20 protein-coding genes are annotated in these 17,648 nt (G+C 49.5%); 18 read left to right on the forward strand and 2 right to left on the reverse strand.

Going from position 1 to position 17,648, the window contains the following annotated elements:
* Nucleotides 1-211: 211 nt before the first annotated feature.
* The 16 genes from fabI to Q0882_RS11925 all read left to right on the forward strand — a co-directional run bounded on the left by fabI (nucleotide 212) and on the right by Q0882_RS11925 (nucleotide 14,162).
* The gene (gene fabI, locus Q0882_RS11850) at nucleotides 212-982 is read left to right on the forward strand and encodes an enoyl-ACP reductase FabI (protein ID WP_299181885.1); all 771 of its coding nucleotides are present in this window, start codon (nucleotides 212-214) and stop codon (nucleotides 980-982) included.
* Between the two features lie 195 nt (nucleotides 983-1,177).
* Entirely contained in the window at nucleotides 1,178-2,110 is a 933-nt protein-coding gene (locus Q0882_RS11855; protein WP_299181887.1) for a hypothetical protein, read from the forward strand.
* On the forward strand, nucleotides 2,107-2,706 hold the full coding sequence (locus Q0882_RS11860; protein WP_299181889.1) for a hypothetical protein: 600 nt from the start codon (nucleotides 2,107-2,109) through the stop codon (nucleotides 2,704-2,706). Before Q0882_RS11855 ends, Q0882_RS11860 begins: the two co-directional genes overlap by 4 nt.
* Nucleotides 2,699-3,361, forward strand: a complete 663-nt coding sequence (locus tag Q0882_RS11865) for a type II secretion system protein GspM (RefSeq protein WP_299181892.1) — start codon at nucleotides 2,699-2,701, stop codon at nucleotides 3,359-3,361. The genes Q0882_RS11860 and Q0882_RS11865 overlap by 8 nt, the downstream gene beginning before the upstream one ends.
* The gene (locus tag Q0882_RS11870; protein ID WP_299181895.1) at nucleotides 3,354-3,689 is read left to right on the forward strand and encodes a hypothetical protein; all 336 of its coding nucleotides are present in this window, start codon (nucleotides 3,354-3,356) and stop codon (nucleotides 3,687-3,689) included. The genes Q0882_RS11865 and Q0882_RS11870 overlap by 8 nt, the downstream gene beginning before the upstream one ends.
* Nucleotides 3,690-3,701: 12 nt before the next feature.
* Nucleotides 3,702-5,279 (forward strand): pilus (MSHA type) biogenesis protein MshL, encoded by a 1,578-nt coding sequence (gene mshL / locus Q0882_RS11875; protein WP_299181898.1) that lies wholly within the window; start codon nucleotides 3,702-3,704, stop codon nucleotides 5,277-5,279.
* Between the two features lie 3 nt (nucleotides 5,280-5,282).
* Nucleotides 5,283-6,185, forward strand: coding sequence for an AAA family ATPase (locus tag Q0882_RS11880; RefSeq protein ID WP_299181901.1), 903 nt, complete (start codon nucleotides 5,283-5,285; stop codon nucleotides 6,183-6,185).
* Nucleotides 6,182-7,525, forward strand: a complete 1,344-nt coding sequence (locus Q0882_RS11885) for a lipopolysaccharide assembly protein LapB (RefSeq protein WP_299181904.1) — start codon at nucleotides 6,182-6,184, stop codon at nucleotides 7,523-7,525. Before Q0882_RS11880 ends, Q0882_RS11885 begins: the two co-directional genes overlap by 4 nt.
* A 14-nt stretch (nucleotides 7,526-7,539) precedes the next feature.
* Nucleotides 7,540-9,315, forward strand: coding sequence for a GspE/PulE family protein (locus Q0882_RS11890; RefSeq protein ID WP_299181907.1), 1,776 nt, complete (start codon nucleotides 7,540-7,542; stop codon nucleotides 9,313-9,315).
* 18 nt (nucleotides 9,316-9,333) lie between these two features.
* Entirely contained in the window at nucleotides 9,334-10,560 is a 1,227-nt protein-coding gene (locus tag Q0882_RS11895; RefSeq protein ID WP_299181909.1) for a type II secretion system F family protein, read from the forward strand.
* 9 nt (nucleotides 10,561-10,569) lie between these two features.
* A complete protein-coding gene (locus Q0882_RS11900) occupies nucleotides 10,570-11,079 on the forward strand; it encodes a type II secretion system protein (protein WP_299181912.1) in 510 nt (169 codons plus the stop codon).
* 78 nt (nucleotides 11,080-11,157) lie between these two features.
* On the forward strand, nucleotides 11,158-11,679 hold the full coding sequence (locus tag Q0882_RS11905) for a type II secretion system protein (protein ID WP_299181914.1): 522 nt from the start codon (nucleotides 11,158-11,160) through the stop codon (nucleotides 11,677-11,679).
* Nucleotides 11,680-11,686: 7 nt separating this feature from the next.
* Nucleotides 11,687-12,304, forward strand: a complete 618-nt coding sequence (locus Q0882_RS11910; protein ID WP_299181917.1) for a prepilin-type N-terminal cleavage/methylation domain-containing protein — start codon at nucleotides 11,687-11,689, stop codon at nucleotides 12,302-12,304.
* Nucleotides 12,285-12,821, forward strand: coding sequence for a prepilin-type N-terminal cleavage/methylation domain-containing protein (locus tag Q0882_RS11915; protein WP_299181920.1), 537 nt, complete (start codon nucleotides 12,285-12,287; stop codon nucleotides 12,819-12,821). The genes Q0882_RS11910 and Q0882_RS11915 overlap by 20 nt, the downstream gene beginning before the upstream one ends.
* Nucleotides 12,821-13,705 carry a type II secretion system protein gene (locus Q0882_RS11920; protein ID WP_299181923.1) on the forward strand — a complete coding sequence of 295 codons (885 nt, stop codon included), beginning with the start codon at nucleotides 12,821-12,823 and terminating at the stop codon, nucleotides 13,703-13,705. The genes Q0882_RS11915 and Q0882_RS11920 overlap by 1 nt, the downstream gene beginning before the upstream one ends.
* Complete coding sequence (locus Q0882_RS11925) at nucleotides 13,695-14,162, forward strand: hypothetical protein (RefSeq protein ID WP_299181926.1); 468 nt, start codon at nucleotides 13,695-13,697, stop codon at nucleotides 14,160-14,162. The genes Q0882_RS11920 and Q0882_RS11925 overlap by 11 nt, the downstream gene beginning before the upstream one ends.
* A 20-nt stretch (nucleotides 14,163-14,182) precedes the next feature.
* Here the strand turns inward: Q0882_RS11925 and pyrE are convergent, their stop codons facing one another.
* Nucleotides 14,183-14,830: an orotate phosphoribosyltransferase gene (pyrE, locus tag Q0882_RS11930; RefSeq protein ID WP_299181930.1), complete on the reverse strand. Its 648-nt coding sequence runs from the start codon at nucleotides 14,828-14,830 to the stop codon at nucleotides 14,183-14,185.
* A gap of 181 nt (nucleotides 14,831-15,011) precedes the next feature.
* On the opposite strand from pyrE, the gene Q0882_RS11935 reads away from it, so the two are divergent.
* A complete protein-coding gene (locus tag Q0882_RS11935; protein ID WP_299181932.1) occupies nucleotides 15,012-15,779 on the forward strand; it encodes an exodeoxyribonuclease III in 768 nt (255 codons plus the stop codon).
* Between the two features lie 71 nt (nucleotides 15,780-15,850).
* On the opposite strand, the gene rph is transcribed toward Q0882_RS11935, so the two are convergent.
* The gene (rph, locus tag Q0882_RS11940; protein ID WP_299181934.1) at nucleotides 15,851-16,621 is read right to left on the reverse strand and encodes a ribonuclease PH; all 771 of its coding nucleotides are present in this window, start codon (nucleotides 16,619-16,621) and stop codon (nucleotides 15,851-15,853) included.
* A gap of 101 nt (nucleotides 16,622-16,722) precedes the next feature.
* Between rph and Q0882_RS11945 the strand changes: the two genes are divergently transcribed.
* Complete coding sequence (locus Q0882_RS11945) at nucleotides 16,723-17,586, forward strand: YicC/YloC family endoribonuclease (protein WP_299182215.1); 864 nt, start codon at nucleotides 16,723-16,725, stop codon at nucleotides 17,584-17,586.
* Nucleotides 17,587-17,648 lie beyond the last annotated feature (62 nt).

Here is a 17,648-nt window from a genome sequence, read left to right on the forward strand (position 1 = left end):
GTGAGAGTAGGTCATCGCCAAGCATTTAATTAAGAGAAAGCCCCGGTCACCCAGTGATCGGGGCTTTTTCGTTTTAGCTATTACTCAACAAATATCACTTATAAAAAATAATTCTTACTGATACCAACCGATTTTCCGGTTTGTCATACCTTTGTATTGTGCAACTGCGTAAAATAAGCCCATTTAATGTACCAGTATTCAGGATCAGCAGATGTCCAATAAATTGATGACAGATAAAAAGATTCTAATTGTCGGCATAGCCAACGATAAAAGTATCGCCTACGGCTGTGCTAAAAAGCTTCGGGAGCAAGGGGCAGAGTTAGCAATTACTTATCTGAATGAGAAGGCTGAACGTTTTGTACGCCCGTTAGCAGAAGAGCTGGAAGCGAGCATCTTTATGCCGCTTGATGTGACAGTTCCGGGTCAGATGGATGAGGTCTTTGCAGAGATAGAGCGTCAGTGGGGGGCTTTTGATGGCCTTATTCATTCTTTGGCCTTCTGTCCCTTGGAGGATCTGCATTCGCCGATCTCCGAATGTTCACGGGAAGGCTTCCTTCAGGCTATGGATGTTTCGTGCTACTCCTTCATTGAGATGGCATCCAAGTCTAAAACGCTAATGCCTAATGGCGGTTCCCTGATCAATTTCTCCTATCTGGGAAGCGCGTTGGCGACAGGGGATTACAATATCATGGGCTGTGCAAAAGCTTCACTTGAGGCAGCGACACGTTACCTTGCCCGTGACCTGGGGCCAAAGAAAATTCGGGTTAATTCTATCTCTCCCGGAACTATCCCGACCCGTGCGGCCGGTGGTATTAAAGATTTTGAAACGATGCTTGAATACAACAAGCAGAAAGCGGTTGATCATCAACTGCCTACTAAAGAAGAAGTGGGGGGCGCGGCTCTCTACTATCTCAGTGACCTCTCTAGTGGCGTAACCGGTACAATCCACTATGTTGACCACGGTGTTTGTATCGTCGGTTGATACAATATCAGTACGTAGCGCCACATGGATGTGGGGCTATATTTGCTTCAGAGGTCCCCTTTCGACGGAATAACTAATTCTATGGTAGCAGTCTGTAGCCAAACTCTGGTTTATTGTATTTGAGTCATTGAAACGATGGCCGAAGCTCGGTAGATTTGTAGGTTATATGCTAATACTTGCCCAGGGAGTTAGTTGTTGATTTCATTGCTGAAAAAAAAGTCCCGTACTAAAGGGCTTACCTCTCTGGTATTTACCGAAGGGGGAGTAGCCGTTGCGCATATTACGGATGGCAAGAGCCAGCCTGAGTTGCTGACCTGCAAGTATTTCCCTACCTCTAAATCATATTCAGATCTGCCGGCTCTGCGTGAGTATATCTCCCAGCATCAACTTGAGAACTGTAGGACGGTTGTTGTTTTACCCGCCTCCGAGTATCAATTGCTACTTGTTGAACGTCCTGATGTACCAGAGAATGAGATTAAAGAGGCCCTGCGTTGGCGGATTAAAGATTTAATCAGTTTTGATGTTGAACAAGCCTCGATCGATTATATTGACTTGCCTGAAGATGCATACCGTGGTCGTTCGCAGATGCTCTACGTGATTGTGGCCCAGAAAGCATCAGTCGATAAATTGGTTAAATGGTGTAAAACACATGAACTGGTGCCGATCGCTGTTGATGTTCCCGAACTGGCATTACTGAACTTAACTGAAGATCTGGCTGACAGTGAAGCTGGGCTGGCGGTGTTTTCAATCGATCAGCAGGGCAGTTCGATCAACCTGTTGTCGTCAGGTGCGCTATATTTTTCACGCCATGTTTCATATCACTTATCATCCACTGAAGTAGGCAGTGAGTCATCTGCGGTACTTGAACTGCAACGTTCTTTGGACTACTACGAGAGTCAGGTTGGAAAACCTCCTTGTGTCCGGTTATTGGTCATGCCGGTCCAGCCCGATGATTCGGCCTTGCTCAATGAATTACGACAGAGTCTGCCACTGGATGTCCACTCTCTCGATCTTGACCGTTTGTTACTCTCTAAGGTTGAATTAACTCCTGAGCTACAGCAGTACACAACGGTTGCGATTGCTGCCGCCTTAAGAACTGATTTAGGCCGAGGGGATTCTGTACAATGAAGCAGCGGATCAATCTCTTCGACCCTGCTCAAAGTAAAACGCCATTCGATGCGTTTAGCTTTAGTGGTTCCATTAAAATTCTCACAGGCTGTGTGGTGATTCTTTCGTTGCTTGGCGCTAGCCTCTCCTATTATGCGTCGGTGAAGGAAGATCAACTTGCCGCATTAAACGCACGTAAGCAGGCAACTGATGCTGCGGTCCTGGCTGAACAGCAACGCTTTTCCAAACGTCATGTGCGACCCGAAATTGTTGCTGAACAGGAGCGGTTAAAAAATGCTATTAATGACCGACAATATCTACGTTCACTTCTGCAGGGTGTTGACCCTCAGGTGGTGACACCGTTCTCTCGTTATCTCTCCGCTTTGGCTCACTCATCCCAGCCCGAAAGCTGGTTAACCTATTTCAGTTTTGTGGCTGATGCTCGTTCTTTTGAATTTCATGGTAAAGCAATGAAAGGGGCTCAAGTCCCCGCTTTGATAGATGCTATGGCTCAAACAGATGCGCTTGCCGGCATGCAGATCAACAGCTTAGCAGTCGATTCCGAAGCGGAAAACGTCCAATTTAACGCTATTGCAGAGTTACCGTTCCATGAGTAAAGGTTGGAAAGTTTATTCAGAGAGGTGGGAGGGCCTGGTTCAGCGTGAACGTTTGCTCATTCTGATTACCGTGATAGCAGGGATTACAGCACTGCTGTATGTTTCATTGATTGAACCTGCACTGCTTAAGGTTCAGAGTATGCCCGGTAAAATTGAGACCGTTGAGTCGCAACTGAAAAGCCAGACTCAGGTTTTGGAGCTTTTACAGAGTCAGAAAGCGGTTGATCCCAATGTTAAAGCGCGTGAAGAACTAAGACGGTTAAGGGCTGAGCTGGAGACAGCGGATCGCGAGATCCAGTCCGCATCAGATCATCTTGTGGCGCCGGATAAGATGCTGACGTTATTACGTTCAGTCCTGTCTCCTACTTCGGGAGTGACATTACTAAGGGCAGGTAGTTTACCGGTTGAAACCATATCCTTAGGTGCAGAGAGTGAAGAGTCTGATCAACCTCAGGCGCTTATCTATCTTCACCCTTTCGAAATTGAGTTAGAGGCTAGCTATCAGGCGTTATACGACTACCTGCAGGTTGTAGAGGCATTGGATGGTGTTTTTTTCTGGGATCTGCTTGAGTATCAAGTGTCAGAATATCCCACAGCTAAGATCAAAATCAGGGTGCACACCCTGAGTACAGAGAGGGGGTGGTTAGGTGCTTAAGTATCTTACAAGCTTGCTCTTTATCGTGGCATGCCCAATAACATATGGCGCGCCTCTTCCTGCAGATCCAACCCGTCCTGTTGCTGGCTATCAGAACAACCTTGTGGTTAAAGCAGCGGAGAGTTATCAAGTGAGCTGGCTACGTGTGGCCAAAACAGCAAGCAGGGCAGTTGTTAATGGGCAACGGGTCTCTGTGGGCGATTCTGTTGATGGTGCAAAAGTGATTACGATCAGTCGTGATGGCGTCACCCTTATGATTGGGGCGCAGCAAAAGCTGATCCCGTTATTGCAGAATGTTGGTTTTAGTAAAGTGAAGAGCGGGAAATAATACGGAACTATTATGAAGCAATTGATTAGTATCTTTCTATGTAGCGGCGCTCTTCTCGTTTCCGGCTGTCAGAGTCTGGCTCCGGTGGCGGATAAAACGACAACAGAGGTCGGTGTCGAAACGATTGAGCAGGCGTTGTCCGATAATCAGAAACGGAGCGCTCGTGTTGATCCTCCAGCCGCACCTGTACTGTTACCTCCATTGAACCTTAACCAGCTTAGTGCAGCTCATGAAGAGCGTTTTGATATCAGTGCTGAAAGCCTGAGTGCACGCGACTTCTTCATGGGACTGGTTCAGGGCACGCCTTACAATATGATTGTGCATGAGGCTGTTGGGGGTAACGTATCTCTGGAGCTGAAATCGGTCACGGTTGATGAGGTAATGCAGGCGGTGCAACGGGTCTATGGCTACGAATATAAGCGCCATGGGAATCTTTATCAGGTACTACCTGCGTCTTTGCAAACTGAGCTGTTTCAGATCAATTACCTCGATATTCAACGTGATGGTTCCTCCGATACTCAGGTCAGCGCTGGCTCAGTCAGCACCTCGGGTGATAACTCCAGTAGCGAAGAGGTGATCGGCACTCGAATCAGTACAAAAACGTCGACCGATTTCTGGGGTAATTTGCAGACCACACTCAATACGATCGTAACCGGAGAGGGACGAAAAGTAGTTGTCACGCCACAAACCGGCGTTATCGTGGTCAGGGCTTTGCCTAGTGAGCTGGAGACAGTCAGGGAGTACCTGGCGCAGGCTGAGTTGATCCTGCATCGTCAGGTGATCATCGAGGCGAAAATCCTTGAAGTAACGCTGAATAATGGATTTCAGTCGGGTGTTAACTGGTCTGTTTTGGGTAAGCCGGGTACGGGTAAAACCGCGCTATTCAGCCAATCCTCCGTTGGTTTGAGCAATGAAGATAATATCGCTGGCATCTTTAAAGCGGATCTCAGCCTGGGCGACTTTACCGCAGTAATCGAACTGTTGGGTAGTCAGGGTGATGTGCAGGTGCTGTCCAGTCCTCGGGTTTCTACCGTGAATAACCAAAAAGCGGTGATCAAAGTCGGTACCGATGAGTTCTTTGTTACGGAAGTAGAGAATACAACAACAACGGGTACCAGTACCACGAACTCTCCGAGTATTGAGTTGACCCCATTCTTCTCCGGTATCGCATTGGATGTTACACCGCAGATCAGTGCTGATGGTGATATTGTCCTGCATATTCATCCGACTGTTTCAGAGGTGGTTGACCAACAGAAACAGATCAGTGTTGGTAGTGATGATTTTAATATTCCACTGGCCCTGAGCTCTATTCGCGAGTCGGATAGCATCGTCCGTGCTGATAGCGGACAGGTGATTGTGATAGGCGGGCTGATGAAATCAACTGATTCCGATGTAGAAGCCAAAACACCGGGGCTGGGAGATATTCCGGGGATTGGTAATCTGTTCAAACAAAAGCGAAAGAGTGGTAGCAAAACTGAGTTGGTGATCATGCTACGCCCGATTCTTGCCAGTCAGGATAATCTGCAGGATGAACTCAAACGAAGCCTGCAGTCATTTCAGAGCCTTCAGTCAACCGCTGAGGTGAAGTAACAGATGTATACCGAGCACTTTGGATTAACAGAGCTGCCCTTTACGCTGACGCCCAATACGCATTTTTTTCTAAATATGCCGACCCATCAGGAAGCGCTGAACCTGATCATGGTAGCCCTGGCAGGTGGGGATGGCTTTGTAAAAGTGGTGGGCGAGGTCGGTACCGGGAAGACTCTGTTATGCCGGAAGTTGCTCAATGCACTGGATGATGAGCAGTATGTAACGGCTTACATACCCAACTCACAGCTTAGCCCTGATGCGTTTCGCAAAAGCTTTGCACAGGAGGTAGGTATTGATGTGCAGGGGATGGATAGTTTTGCGCTGCTCGATGCGATCAATCACCGTTTGATCGCCTTAGCTCAGGAGCAGAGAAAGGTTGTGCTTTTGGTCGATGAAGCTCAGGCGATCCCTGAAGAAACGGTCGAAGCCCTCAGGCTACTGACCAATCTGGAAACCGAATCATCCAAACTGTTTCAGGTAGTGCTGTTAGGTCAGCCCGAACTGGATGAGCTTCTGTCCCGAAAATCTCTGCGTCAGTTGTTGCAAAGAATTACCTTCAGTTACCAGTTGAAGCATCTAGATGTAGAGGCGGTTGGGCACTATATCGATCAGAGGATTCAACGTGCAGGTTTTGAGGGGATGTCTCTGTTTAAGCGAGATGCGGCAAAGTTGATCGCAAAAGCCTCAGATGGTGTTCCCCGATTGATCAATATACTGAGTCACAAATCACTGTTGTCTGCCTATGGTAAAGGTGATCTGATCGTGGACCGGACTCATGTGAAACGCGCGATTGAAGATACGCAGGGTGTTTCTGCACCGGTAACACCGGTGTCCTTTCTGTGGGGGGTACTAGGTAGCCTGATTCTGCTCAGTGCGGCCTTGGCATATCTGAGGTTTAGTGGATGAGTTTAGTAAATGATATGTTGCGTGATCTTGAAAAACGCAATGAGCAGACCACAGTGCCCGGAGCCAAGGCTGGAGTGCAGGCCGCCCGATCAGAACCTACTGAATCTAACCAGAGCGTTCGTTATCTTCTCTGGGCGATAGGCATTCTTGCTTTAGTCGCGACCGGCTGGTTGCTGTGGCAGGATAACCTCTCTCAGGTACCTGAGAGCAAAGTGGTATCAAAACCTGTAACTGGAGCAGAAAAAACGCTTCAAGTGCCGGCTACGGAAAACACTGAAGAGAGAACGACAGCGGCCATTACACCGGTTGTGACGATTAACGAAGTGCTGTGGGCCCACTCTGAGCAGGGGGGGGATCTGGTGGTGCGACTGGATGGTGCGGCGGATATCCAGGTGCTCAGCCAGGATGAACAGGTTATCACCGTGGCCTTCGATGAGGTGGCTGTTACAACGTCACTTCCTAACACAGACAACAGCATCGTCGAGAGCCTTGATCTGACAACCGAATCGGGTCGGACATTGATGACGCTTGTGGCGAAACAGAGAAGTCATTTTGCCGTGCGTGTGCAACAGAATCCCAGCAGTCTGGTGTTGGGAATCGTCTCTCTGGAGCCGCCTGAAACAACCGCCACAGAGGTAGCGAGTGCACACCGCAATGAAAGCAGGGTAGATCCGGCTAAACCGGTTGTTAAACCCGTAGAGAAACCCTCACCGGTTGTTGAATCTACTCTGACTACGGTTAAGCCGGTGACCAAGTCACTCAGAAAAGAGAGCCAGCAGCAGCGATTTGAGCGCGCGCGGGAGCTGGTCAGTCAGGGGCGTTTACAGCAGGCAAAAGATCAGTTGGAGAAGCTGATTGCCGCTTCCCCAACTTCAGCCCAGCGCGAGCGAAGTTTACTGGCAAGTGTGTTGATCTCCATGGGTGAACAGGCTGAAGCACAACGTTTACTGAAGAAGAGTCTGCAGCTACACGGTGAAAACAGGATATTGAAAAAGCTCCAGTCCCGTATCTGGTTACAGCAATCTGAGCCAGCCAAAGTGATCGATCTGTTAACTATCTCACCCCCACTTCTGTCAGAAGATAGCGAATATTTTGAACTATTAGCCGGTTCTTACCAGCAGAAAGGGGAACCCGATCAGGCTGCGCGCATCTATTACCAGTTGCTAAAGTACAACAGCCAAGTCCCTAGATGGTGGGTTGGGTTAGGGTATGCGCTAGAACAGACACAGCGCTTCCCGGAAGCGATGACCGCTTACCAGAACGGCCTGAAGATTCCGTCGATAGACTCAGGTTTGAAGAATTATGCCCGCCAGCGCATGTTTGCGTTAGCTGACCGTTAGGAGGAAGGGGCTGCATGAGCGCACCCAAGATGAAAATTCGAATCGGTGACCTTCTTGTTCAGAACGGTGTTATCACTGAAGAGCAGCTGATGGAGGCGTTGGATCGGCAGAAACAGACACGCCAGAAATTGGGTAAGACTCTGGTGACAATGGGATATGTTGAAGAGTCTAAATTCCTGGAGTTTCTATCGCAGCAGCTGCATATCCCGCTGGTTGATCTGACTCACTACTCATTTAATCAGGATGATGTTTTACGTCTGCCCGAGATGCAGGCAAGACGCTACAGGGCGCTGGTTCTAAAAGAGAATGCTGACAACTTTATGGTAGGCATGTCTGATCCTATGGACATTTTTGCTTTCGATGAGTTGCAGCGCGTTTTGCCCAAGCCGATCGAATTGGCGGTGGTTTCTGAGGCACAGCTGCTGCAGTCTATGGACCTTCTGTATCGTAAAACCAGCGATATTGAAGATCTGGCGGATCAGCTGAATGAGGAGATTGCGGATGATGCCTTTGACCTGGCAGCGCTGACCGCAACTGATGAAGTCGATGTTCCGGTTGTTAAACTCCTGAAAAGCCTGTTTGAAGATGCGGTTCAGGTGGGGGCCTCAGATATCCATATCGAGCCGGATGAGACCGTTCTTCGTATTCGGCAGCGTATCGATGGTGTGCTGCATGAGCACGTGATGAAAGAGAAGCGAATCGCGTCAGCACTGGTTCTGAGGCTGAAGCTGATGGCGTCCCTCAATATTTCTGAGAAACGTCTTCCTCAGGATGGCCGCTTTAATATTAGTGTATCGGGTCACAGTGTGGATGTTCGTATCTCCACACTGCCTATTCAGTTTGGCGAGTCCGTGGTTATGCGTTTGCTGGATCAGTCCGGCGGAATAATCGGGCTTGAGAAAGTAGGTCTCCCTGAGAAAATGCTGCCGCGTTTGCGGAAAATGATCCATGAACCCCATGGGATTCTGTTGGTTACCGGGCCCACGGGTAGCGGTAAAACAACAACCCTCTATGGCGCCCTGAATGAGCTCAACAGCCATCAGAAAAAGATTATTACGGTAGAGGATCCAGTGGAGTATCGCCTGCCACGTATCAATCAGGTGCAGGTACATCCAAATATTGGATTAGATTTCTCCACGGTCCTGCGTGCCACACTGCGTCAGGACCCGGATATTCTTCTGGTGGGTGAGATTCGTGATAAGGAAACCGCAGATATCGCCCTACGTGCAGCGATGACCGGTCACTTTGTACTCTCCACCCTGCATACCAATGATGCCGTATCCAGTGCGATGCGACTGACCGACATCGGTATCGAAGGGTACCTGGTAGCGTCCGCGCTGAATGGTATTTTGGCACAGCGTCTCGTTCGTAAAATCTGTGATAACTGTAAGGAGAGCTACACTCCGACAGGGCAGGAGCAATTGTGGTTGGACCTGCGAGAGGAGGAGCTCGGTCTCGATACGATCTCTCTGCAAAAGGGGCGAGGCTGTACCTATTGCAATAACACCGGCTACAAAGGCCGGACCGGTATTTTTGAGCTGTTAGAGATTAATGAGGCGATGGCCGATGCTCTGCGCCGTGATGACAGTGCAGCGTTCACCATCGCAGCCAAAACCGATCCCCACTACCAGCCCCTTATGTTCAGTGCGTTGGAGCTGGCGATCGAGGGGATAACCACCTTGGATGAGGTGTTCCGGGTAACTGAGCAACTGGATGAATCGGTCTATCTTGATGCGCCGGCACCAGAAGTATCAAGCCACGAACTTGCAAGTGATCTTGAGCTGGAATAAGCGCTAGGGTGAAATCGAATGGCCATATTTAGTTATCGTGGGCGAAATAAAGAGGGGAGTGAGGTCAAAGGGCAGCTTGACGCCTTGAGTGCATCCCTTGTCGCTGCGCAGTTAACCGCGGATGGAATCACGCCGATCACCATCGAGGAGAAGGCGTCTGAGATCCAGAAGCAGAAAAGTCAGGATATCCAGCTTAAGTTTTTACAGAAGATCAGTATTGATGAGCTGATCATGTTTTGCCGACAGATGTATAGTCTGACTAAGGCGGGGGTGCCCATTACTCGTGCAATGAGGGGGCTGGCGAATACGGTCAAAAATCCTCTGATGGCAGAGACTTTGGATCAACTGGCAGGTGACCTGGAAAAAGGGCATGCGCTCTCCTCGGCGTTAGCCAAACACCCCAAAGTATTTAGCGAACTGTATATCAGTATGATCCATGTCGGTGAGAACACCGGGCAGCTGGATGATTCATTCAGGCAGATGGCAGCTTATCTCGAGTTGGAAAGACAGACAGTTAAGAACGTAAAACAGGCAACCCGATATCCGCTGTTTGTGATGGTGGCGATCTCAATAGCGATCGCCATTATTAATGTTTTTGTAATCCCAGCGTTTAAATCGGTGTTTGAAAGCTTTGGTGGTGCGATGCCCTGGCAGACGCAGGTTCTGATCACAATATCTGACTTTACGGTCAACTGGTGGCATAGCCTGTTAGCTGCGATCGCCTTAAGCGTCTTTCTCTTTGTTCGTTGGAAGAAAACAGATGCGGGTCGAATGACCTGGGATCGACGCAAGCTTAAGTTTCCCATTGTTGGGCCGATATTCTACCGAGTGATTCTAGGTCGGTTCGCACGTACCTTCAGTATTGTTCTGAAAGCTGGCGTCCCCATTGAACAGGGATTGTCGATTGTGGCCAATGCCGTGGGGAATAAGTATATCGGTCAGAAGGTTGCAGGTATGCGCCAAGGTATTGAGCGCGGTGAGTCATTTACCCAGACAGCACACCAGGCTGAGATGTTCAGTCCGCTAGTGATGCAGATGCTGGCAGTAGGTGAGGAGACCGGCCGGGTTGATCAGATGCTTGAAGAGGCCGCAGGGTTTTACGAGCAGGAAGTGGAATATGACTTGAAGAACCTGACCAGTGCGATCGAACCGATTCTGATTGTAGCGATTGGCGGAATGGTGCTGGTTTTGGCCCTTGGGGTGTTTCTACCGCTGTGGGAACTCAGTACGACCATCAATGGATAGGGTGGACGGGTGAAGGCTCGACAGCGTGGTTTTTCACTATTGGAACTGGTGGTTTCAATACTGGTGATCTCTGTGTTGATGGCGATCGCTTACCAGCGATTAGAGCGAATGGTTGAAGATGTTGAGCGTGTCACCTTTGAGGGAACGGTTAAAAACATTCAGGCTCAGCTCACATTACAGGTGGCAAACTGGTATGCCGAACAGATCGAAGTTGAAAAAGATCAATTCAGTGAGATAAATCCACTGGAACTGGTTCAGCATAAGCCCAGCAATTATATGGGTGAGGTTCACTTCTCACAGTTATCTGATCATCCTGCAGAGCGATGGTATTACGTTAAAGATAAACACTGGCTGGTTTATAAAGCGAAGCGCTATAGCCAGTTAGTGAATGAGTTTGAACAGCCGGATCTGCTGATCTACCGGCTGGTGACGAAATTTGAACATCCCGGTCGTAATCGGGGACTCGCATTGGAAGCGACACTTAGGCCTATACATAGGTTTAAATGGCAGGCAGATTGATGGTGACCGCTATACAAGCGGCATCTAATTTGTTAAAAATCAATGAATTGAATATCTATTCCTAGGAGCAAGGGTTCCATGAGAAAACAAGCAGGCTTTACCATTATCGAGTTAGTTGTTGTTATCGCCCTGTTAGGCATTTTAGCGGCAGTCGCTCTTCCCCGTTTTATCAATGTGACCGATGATGCGCATAATGCAGCGGTTAAAGGCGCAGCAGGTGGTTTTGCTGCGGGTGTTGCTCTGGCGAAAGCTAAAGCTGTTGTCGAGAATGCGGATGATCTGGATTATGTTCAACTCGACGGTTCTGCTGGTGTTGTGGTGAATAGCACCGGTTATCCTGTAGGAGCATCAGGCGCGACGAATACCGCTGTTTTGACCAATGCTGAGTGTGTTGACGTTTGGGACAATGTGCTTCAGGGATCCCGCCCTGTTGCTTCAACAGCAGCGCCAGCGGCAGATAATAATATCGAGTATCAGGCCGTAGGAGCGACTACAAACTGTACCTTCACCTACCGTAAAGCCAATGCGGATGGTGATGACCGTGAGATCGAATACGATTCCTCTAACGGTAACGTAACGGTCTCTGGTGTAGACAGCTAAGCAAATCATGGGCTGTACAGGTCGAGTCACACAAACGCCTGTCGGCCCACGTTTTCACCAGCGGGGGTTTACGCTGGTGGAAATTATTGTGGTTATTATTCTGCTGGGTATTCTCTCCGCAGTGGCAATCCCCCGCTTTTCAGATACCTCCACTTTTGAATCTGCCTCTTTACGTAGCTCAATATTGGGTTCGCTTAAACTGGCGCAGAAAACCGCTCTGGCGCAACATGCATCCTCTGTCTACTGGGTGTTATCCCGACCCGCTGAGACACAATGGCAGCTACAGCTGCTGATCGATTCCGACAGCAGTGATGGCAACCCACCAACCGACATCACGCCGACACAATTGAGTACACCGATATCTGCGCCATCGATGCTCAATTTTAATGTTTCTCTTGCTGCAGGGGGGGCTGTGGCCGGTTCGGTCGGAACCAGCGATAACTTGGTCATTCTGTTTAACCAGTTAGGGGATATGGTGCGGGTTAAGACTAATGTTGTCTTAACGTCGGAGGCGAGTTTCCCCGGAAGTGCTCAGCAGGTTGATAGCAGTTTACAGTTTGCAGATGGCAGCGGTGACTTCTGTCTCTCATTGACAGGGTATAGTTATGCATCGACCTGTCGCTGAAAAAGGCTTCTCACTGGTTGAGGTGATTATCACGATTGTGATCATTGCGATTGCCCTGACCGCTGCGATTGCGGGTTGGAGTAACATCTCCCGGCACAGTGCTGATGTGATGTGGCAAACCAAAGTCTCCTACCTTGGACAGGCATACCTCGAAGAGATTCTTTCACGACGTTTTGATGAGCTGACCCCGATAGGGGGAAGCCCGGTTTGCAGTCCATGTACGCCAGCAGCGGATCTGGGAGCCGATACGGGGGAGACGCGGGCCACCTTTGATGATGTTGATGATTACCATAACCTGACTGAGAATGCGGTGGGCTTATTCAACTCCCTGATCACGCCAGGAGGAATTAAGTCATATGCCGGGTATTCGGTGAGCGTTCAGGTGGAGTATGCGGGTGCTGATTACTTTTCCGTGACTCAGAGTGAATTGGTCAAACAGGTGATCGTGACGGTCACACCACCTGCGAATACCGGACAGAGCCCGGTACAGTTCAGTGCACTGCGGGGTAATTACTGATGCGGTTGAGCAGAGGTTTTACCTTAGTCGAGCTGATTGTAGTGATTACGTTGCTGGGTATTATCTCACTGGTAACGGTGGGATTTATCAGCTCGACGATGCAGGGATACGCGGACCTGACACGCAGAGATCAGCTGTCATCAGCTGCGCGCGTAGCAGTGGAGAGAATGGCACGTGAGATCCGCAATGCCCTGCCGAACAGCATTCGTGTGAATGCAGCGGGTAGCTGTCTGGAGTTTATTCCGGCGCTGGCGGCATCTCGCTATATATCCGTACCCTTATCTGCCTCAGCGGCCTCAACAACGGTCAGTATTGTTCCTTTTGCGGTTGAGCCTCCACAGGGACGGATCGCTGTTTACCCGATCGATACCAACACGGCTGATGAGCCAGCCCGGCCAGCAACCAATAATCCGATCTATGATCTGGATAGCTGGGCGATTATCTCTTCTGAGATGAGCGCCGGTAATGTGTTGGAATCCGCTTCAGGTGCTGTCAATCTTCAGTTGTCATTGGCGCATGCTTTTCCTGCAGACTCGCCTGCAAAGCGCTTCTTTATTGTTGATGAACCGGTGAGTTTCTGTGTGGTGGGGAGTGATCTGTACCGTTTTCAGGGGCAGTCTGGCAGCAGCTATAGCTTTGCTGTGAATCAACCGGATGGCGCAGGGTTGTTAGCGAATCTGACGGAACCTCAGGCGGCGTTGTTAGCCAGCGATATTGTCGCCCCAACCGGAAGTGCCCCCTTTAATTACAGCTCAGCAACCCTGTTGCGAAACGCGATAGTTCTGTTTGATCTGTTTGTACAGGATCAACAACTAACAGCAGCGGATACGACTCAGGAGAGTATCAGGGTTCAGTTTGAGGTACAGGTGAGAAATGTACCGTAGATCTGCTTTGAAGAATAAGCCAATCCGATATCAAACCGGTCTAGGTCTGGTCTCTGCGATCTTTGTGATCACTGTTCTGGCGGTCATTATTACCGGTATGGCGCGATTTTATGCGATCAGTCAGGATGTGACTGTGCAGGAGTTTTTGGGTGCCAGGGCGATTACTGCCGCTCAATCAGGGATTGAACTGGAGCTCACTTGCCTTGAGAGCGGTGCTGTCGGTTGTAGTGCATCAGCTGCAGTGGGGAGCGATCCGACCCTATGGGACTACTGGCCAGGCCCCACAGCGACGGCCACCTTTGATATCGCAGGTTTGAAGGGATGTCGTGCAGAGGTGTTCTATCGTCTGGTGAATTCCTCGGAAGGGCAGTTATGGACGATTGACAGTACCGGGTATTGCGGTGGGGATGGTTTAGATGGTGCTTCGAGGAGAGTGGTTATCAGAGCAGCGCAATAGCACTGCCCTGAGTGATGCCGTTATGCATCAATTCCGTATTCATCACGGTACTTACGGATCGCAGCAAGCTCAGTCGTCATATCGCCCCGTGCAGTCAGATATTCGATCAGATCGTTCAGGCTGACGATGCTGATAACAGGCATCTTGTAGTCACGCTCTACTTCCTGAATCGCTGACAGTTCACCTTTGCCTTTTTCCTGACGGTTGAGAGCGATCACAACGCCGGCCGGTTTAGCGCCGGCCTGATCGATAATCTCCATCACCTCACGAATCGCAGTGCCGGCAGTGATCACATCATCGATGATCATCACGCCACCTTCCAAGGGTGCACCCACGAGCGTTCCACCTTCGCCATGAGCTTTCGCTTCTTTGCGGTTAAAGACATATGGCACATCATCCCCATGATGGTCTGACAGAGCGACAGCGGTGGTCGCTGCCAGCGGGATACCTTTATACGCAGGGCCCAGCAGTACATCGTAGGTGACCCCAGAGTCTTTGATCGCCTGTGCATAGAAGCGTCCGAGCTTGGCTAAAGCGGTACCGGTATTAAACAGGCCTGCATTGAAAAAATAGGGGCTGGTACGGCCGGATTTTAGCGTGAATTCGCCGAAGCGTAAGACATTTTGTTCAATAGCAAATTCAATAAACTCGCGCTGGTAATCCTGCATGGCAATCTCCGCTGGGATAGAGGTAAAAAGTGGCGCTATTCTACCAGTGCTTTACGTTGTGCTCCATGTTTGCGCAAGTGAGCAAAAAATTTCAATTTTGCTCACTTCCCTATACAATTCGACCTTCGCTAAAAATAATATCAATCTGTCATTGGTCTGTTCTCAGACAGGAACACGTTTTATGCGCGTCATCACCTTCAATACACAAGGCCTTGAACAAGCCACAGAAAATGGTTTTTTCGACTGGATGGTTCAGCAGAATGCTGATGTTGTCTGCTTGCAGGATATACGGGCAAAAGAGTATCAGCTTGATGATGAGCGCTATCATCCCGAGGGCTACTATCCCTATTTCTTTGATGCATGGGAAGATGGTTACAGTGGTGTTGCGATCTACACCCGGGAGATTCCTAAAGCGATCATGACAGGGTTGGGGTTTGAACTGTGTGATCAGCATGGCCGTTTTATCCAGGCAGATTTTGAGCATGTCAGTGTTTCATCCTTCTGTGTACCTTCAGGGCTAAAAAGTGCTGAAGCACAGGCAGAGAAAGAGCAGTTCATGGAAGATTTTCTGGCCCATATGAATAAAACATTGCGCAAACGCCGGGAATTTATCTTCTGTGGCACAACCCATATTGCACATAAACCGGCTGATCTGAGTAACTGGTATGCTAACCAGACTGTGTCAGGTTTTCTGCCGCAAGAGCGGGAATGGATGGCGGAGATACTTGAAGAGATGGGATTTGTTGATGCGTTCCGCCAGATCAACAAAGCAGAACGGCAGTTTAGCTGGTGGCCCGATTACAATCGTGCGCGTAAGCTGAATGAAGGGGCACGTCTCGATTACCAGATTACGACTGCGAATCTGCGTAAAACGATTAAGAATGCACAGATCTTCCGGGATCAGATGTTTAGTGAGCATGCACCGGTGATTATCGATTACGAAATCTGATCTCAATTAGAATAAGATACTAAAAAGGAGCCAGCAGGCTCCTTTTTTAATGGTTCAGAGGAGGGTTGAGTTTAGTTAGCCAGCGCTGCTTTCTGAAGCTCGATCAGCTCAGAGATCCCTTTGCGCGCAAGCTCCAGCATCGCATTGAGCTCATCCTGTGTATAAGGTGCACCTTCAGCGGTACCCTGAACCTCAATAAAACCGCCGTTGCTGGTCATGATCACGTTCATATCCGTTTCAGCTTTGCTGTCTTCCGCATAATCAAGGTCAAGTACCGGCTCACCTTCATAGATACCGACAGACACGGCTGCAATTGCCTGTTTCATCGGATCGCCTTTCATTGCACCGTTCTTATCCTGCTTCAGTACATTGATCGCATCCTGCAGGGCGACAAAGGCACCGGTGATCGATGCTGTACGGGTGCCACCATCCGCCTGCAAAACATCGCAATCCAGCGTGATCGTGTTCTCACCCAGCTTATTCAGATCCAGAGCGGCCCGCAGTGATCTTCCGATCAGGCGCTGAATCTCAACTGTACGTCCGCCCTGTTTCCCTTTCGCTGCTTCACGTGCGTTGCGGGTTGTCGTTGAACGCGGAAGCATACCGTACTCAGCGGTAATCCACCCCTGACCTGAGCCCCGCAGGAAACGGGGAACACCACGCTCAACCGTCGCGGTACACAGGACCTTGGTTTCGCCGAATTCAACTAACACCGAACCCTCTGCATGTTTAGTGAAATTACGGGTGATCTTCACGTCGCGCATCTGGTCATTCTCACGACCGCTTGGGCGATGTTTTTTGATACCAAGTGTTTGCAGCTGTTCTGAGATAGATGAGCTCATGCCTGTCCTTTATCAATATTCTGATCAGCCTTGGCGTGGCACTGCCGGGCCAGACTGTTACAATTACCGTTAACACGCATTTTAATCGAGAATGGATCAATATGACACGCAGCATGACAGCTTTTGCTCGACAGGAAGCCGAGCATGAATGGGGATCTTTAAGTTGGGAGATTCGATCAGTCAATCACCGTTACCTGGAGCCCCATCTGCGTCTGCCAGAAAACCTCAAAGAACTGGAAGGTTTTTTGCGTGAGAAACTGCGTAAAACCCTCAGTCGAGGCAAGGTTGAATGTACTCTGCGTTTTAATCCCGAGGCAAAAGTTCAGCAACTTGTCGTTAATGAGAGTTATGCCCAAGAGGTAATACAGGCAGCGGAAACCTTACAGGGGATGCTGAAGGAACATCAGCCGGTTGAGCCTCTTGAATTACTGCGCTGGCCCGGTGTCCTGCAGGATGTAAAACTGGATATGGATCTGGTGAAAAACTCGGCTAAAACCCTCTTCGAAAAAGCGTTGGAAGATCTGCTGGAAGGGCGCAGTCGAGAGGGCGTTGAGTTGGCAAATCTGATCAATCAGCGCCTCGACGCGATCAGCGAAATTGTTGCGGAAGTCCGCGAGAAGATGCCACAGATCCTGCAAAACCAGCGTGATAACCTGAATCAGCGTCTGGAAGAGTTCAAAGCTGAACTGGACGAAGCCCGTATCGAGCAGGAGATCGCCCTGATTGCACAGAAAGCCGATGTGGATGAAGAGATGGATCGTCTGGATACACATGTGCAGGAAGTACGTCGTGTCCTGAAACAGAAAGGTCCAATCGGCCGCCGTCTCGACTTCCTGATGCAGGAACTGAACCGCGAAGCCAACACACTCTCCTCAAAATCGATCGTGGCAAGTACGACTCAGTGTGCGGTGGAACTCAAAGTTCTGATCGAGCAGATGCGGGAGCAGATCCAGAATATCGAATGATGTTTCATGGGGTGTTATTAAGCATTTTTATTTTAACAAAAACAAGTGGTTATATAGATTAG

The organism is uncultured Neptuniibacter sp. (assembly GCF_947498015.1).
Classification (GTDB): Bacteria; Pseudomonadota; Gammaproteobacteria; order Pseudomonadales; family Balneatricaceae; genus Neptuniibacter.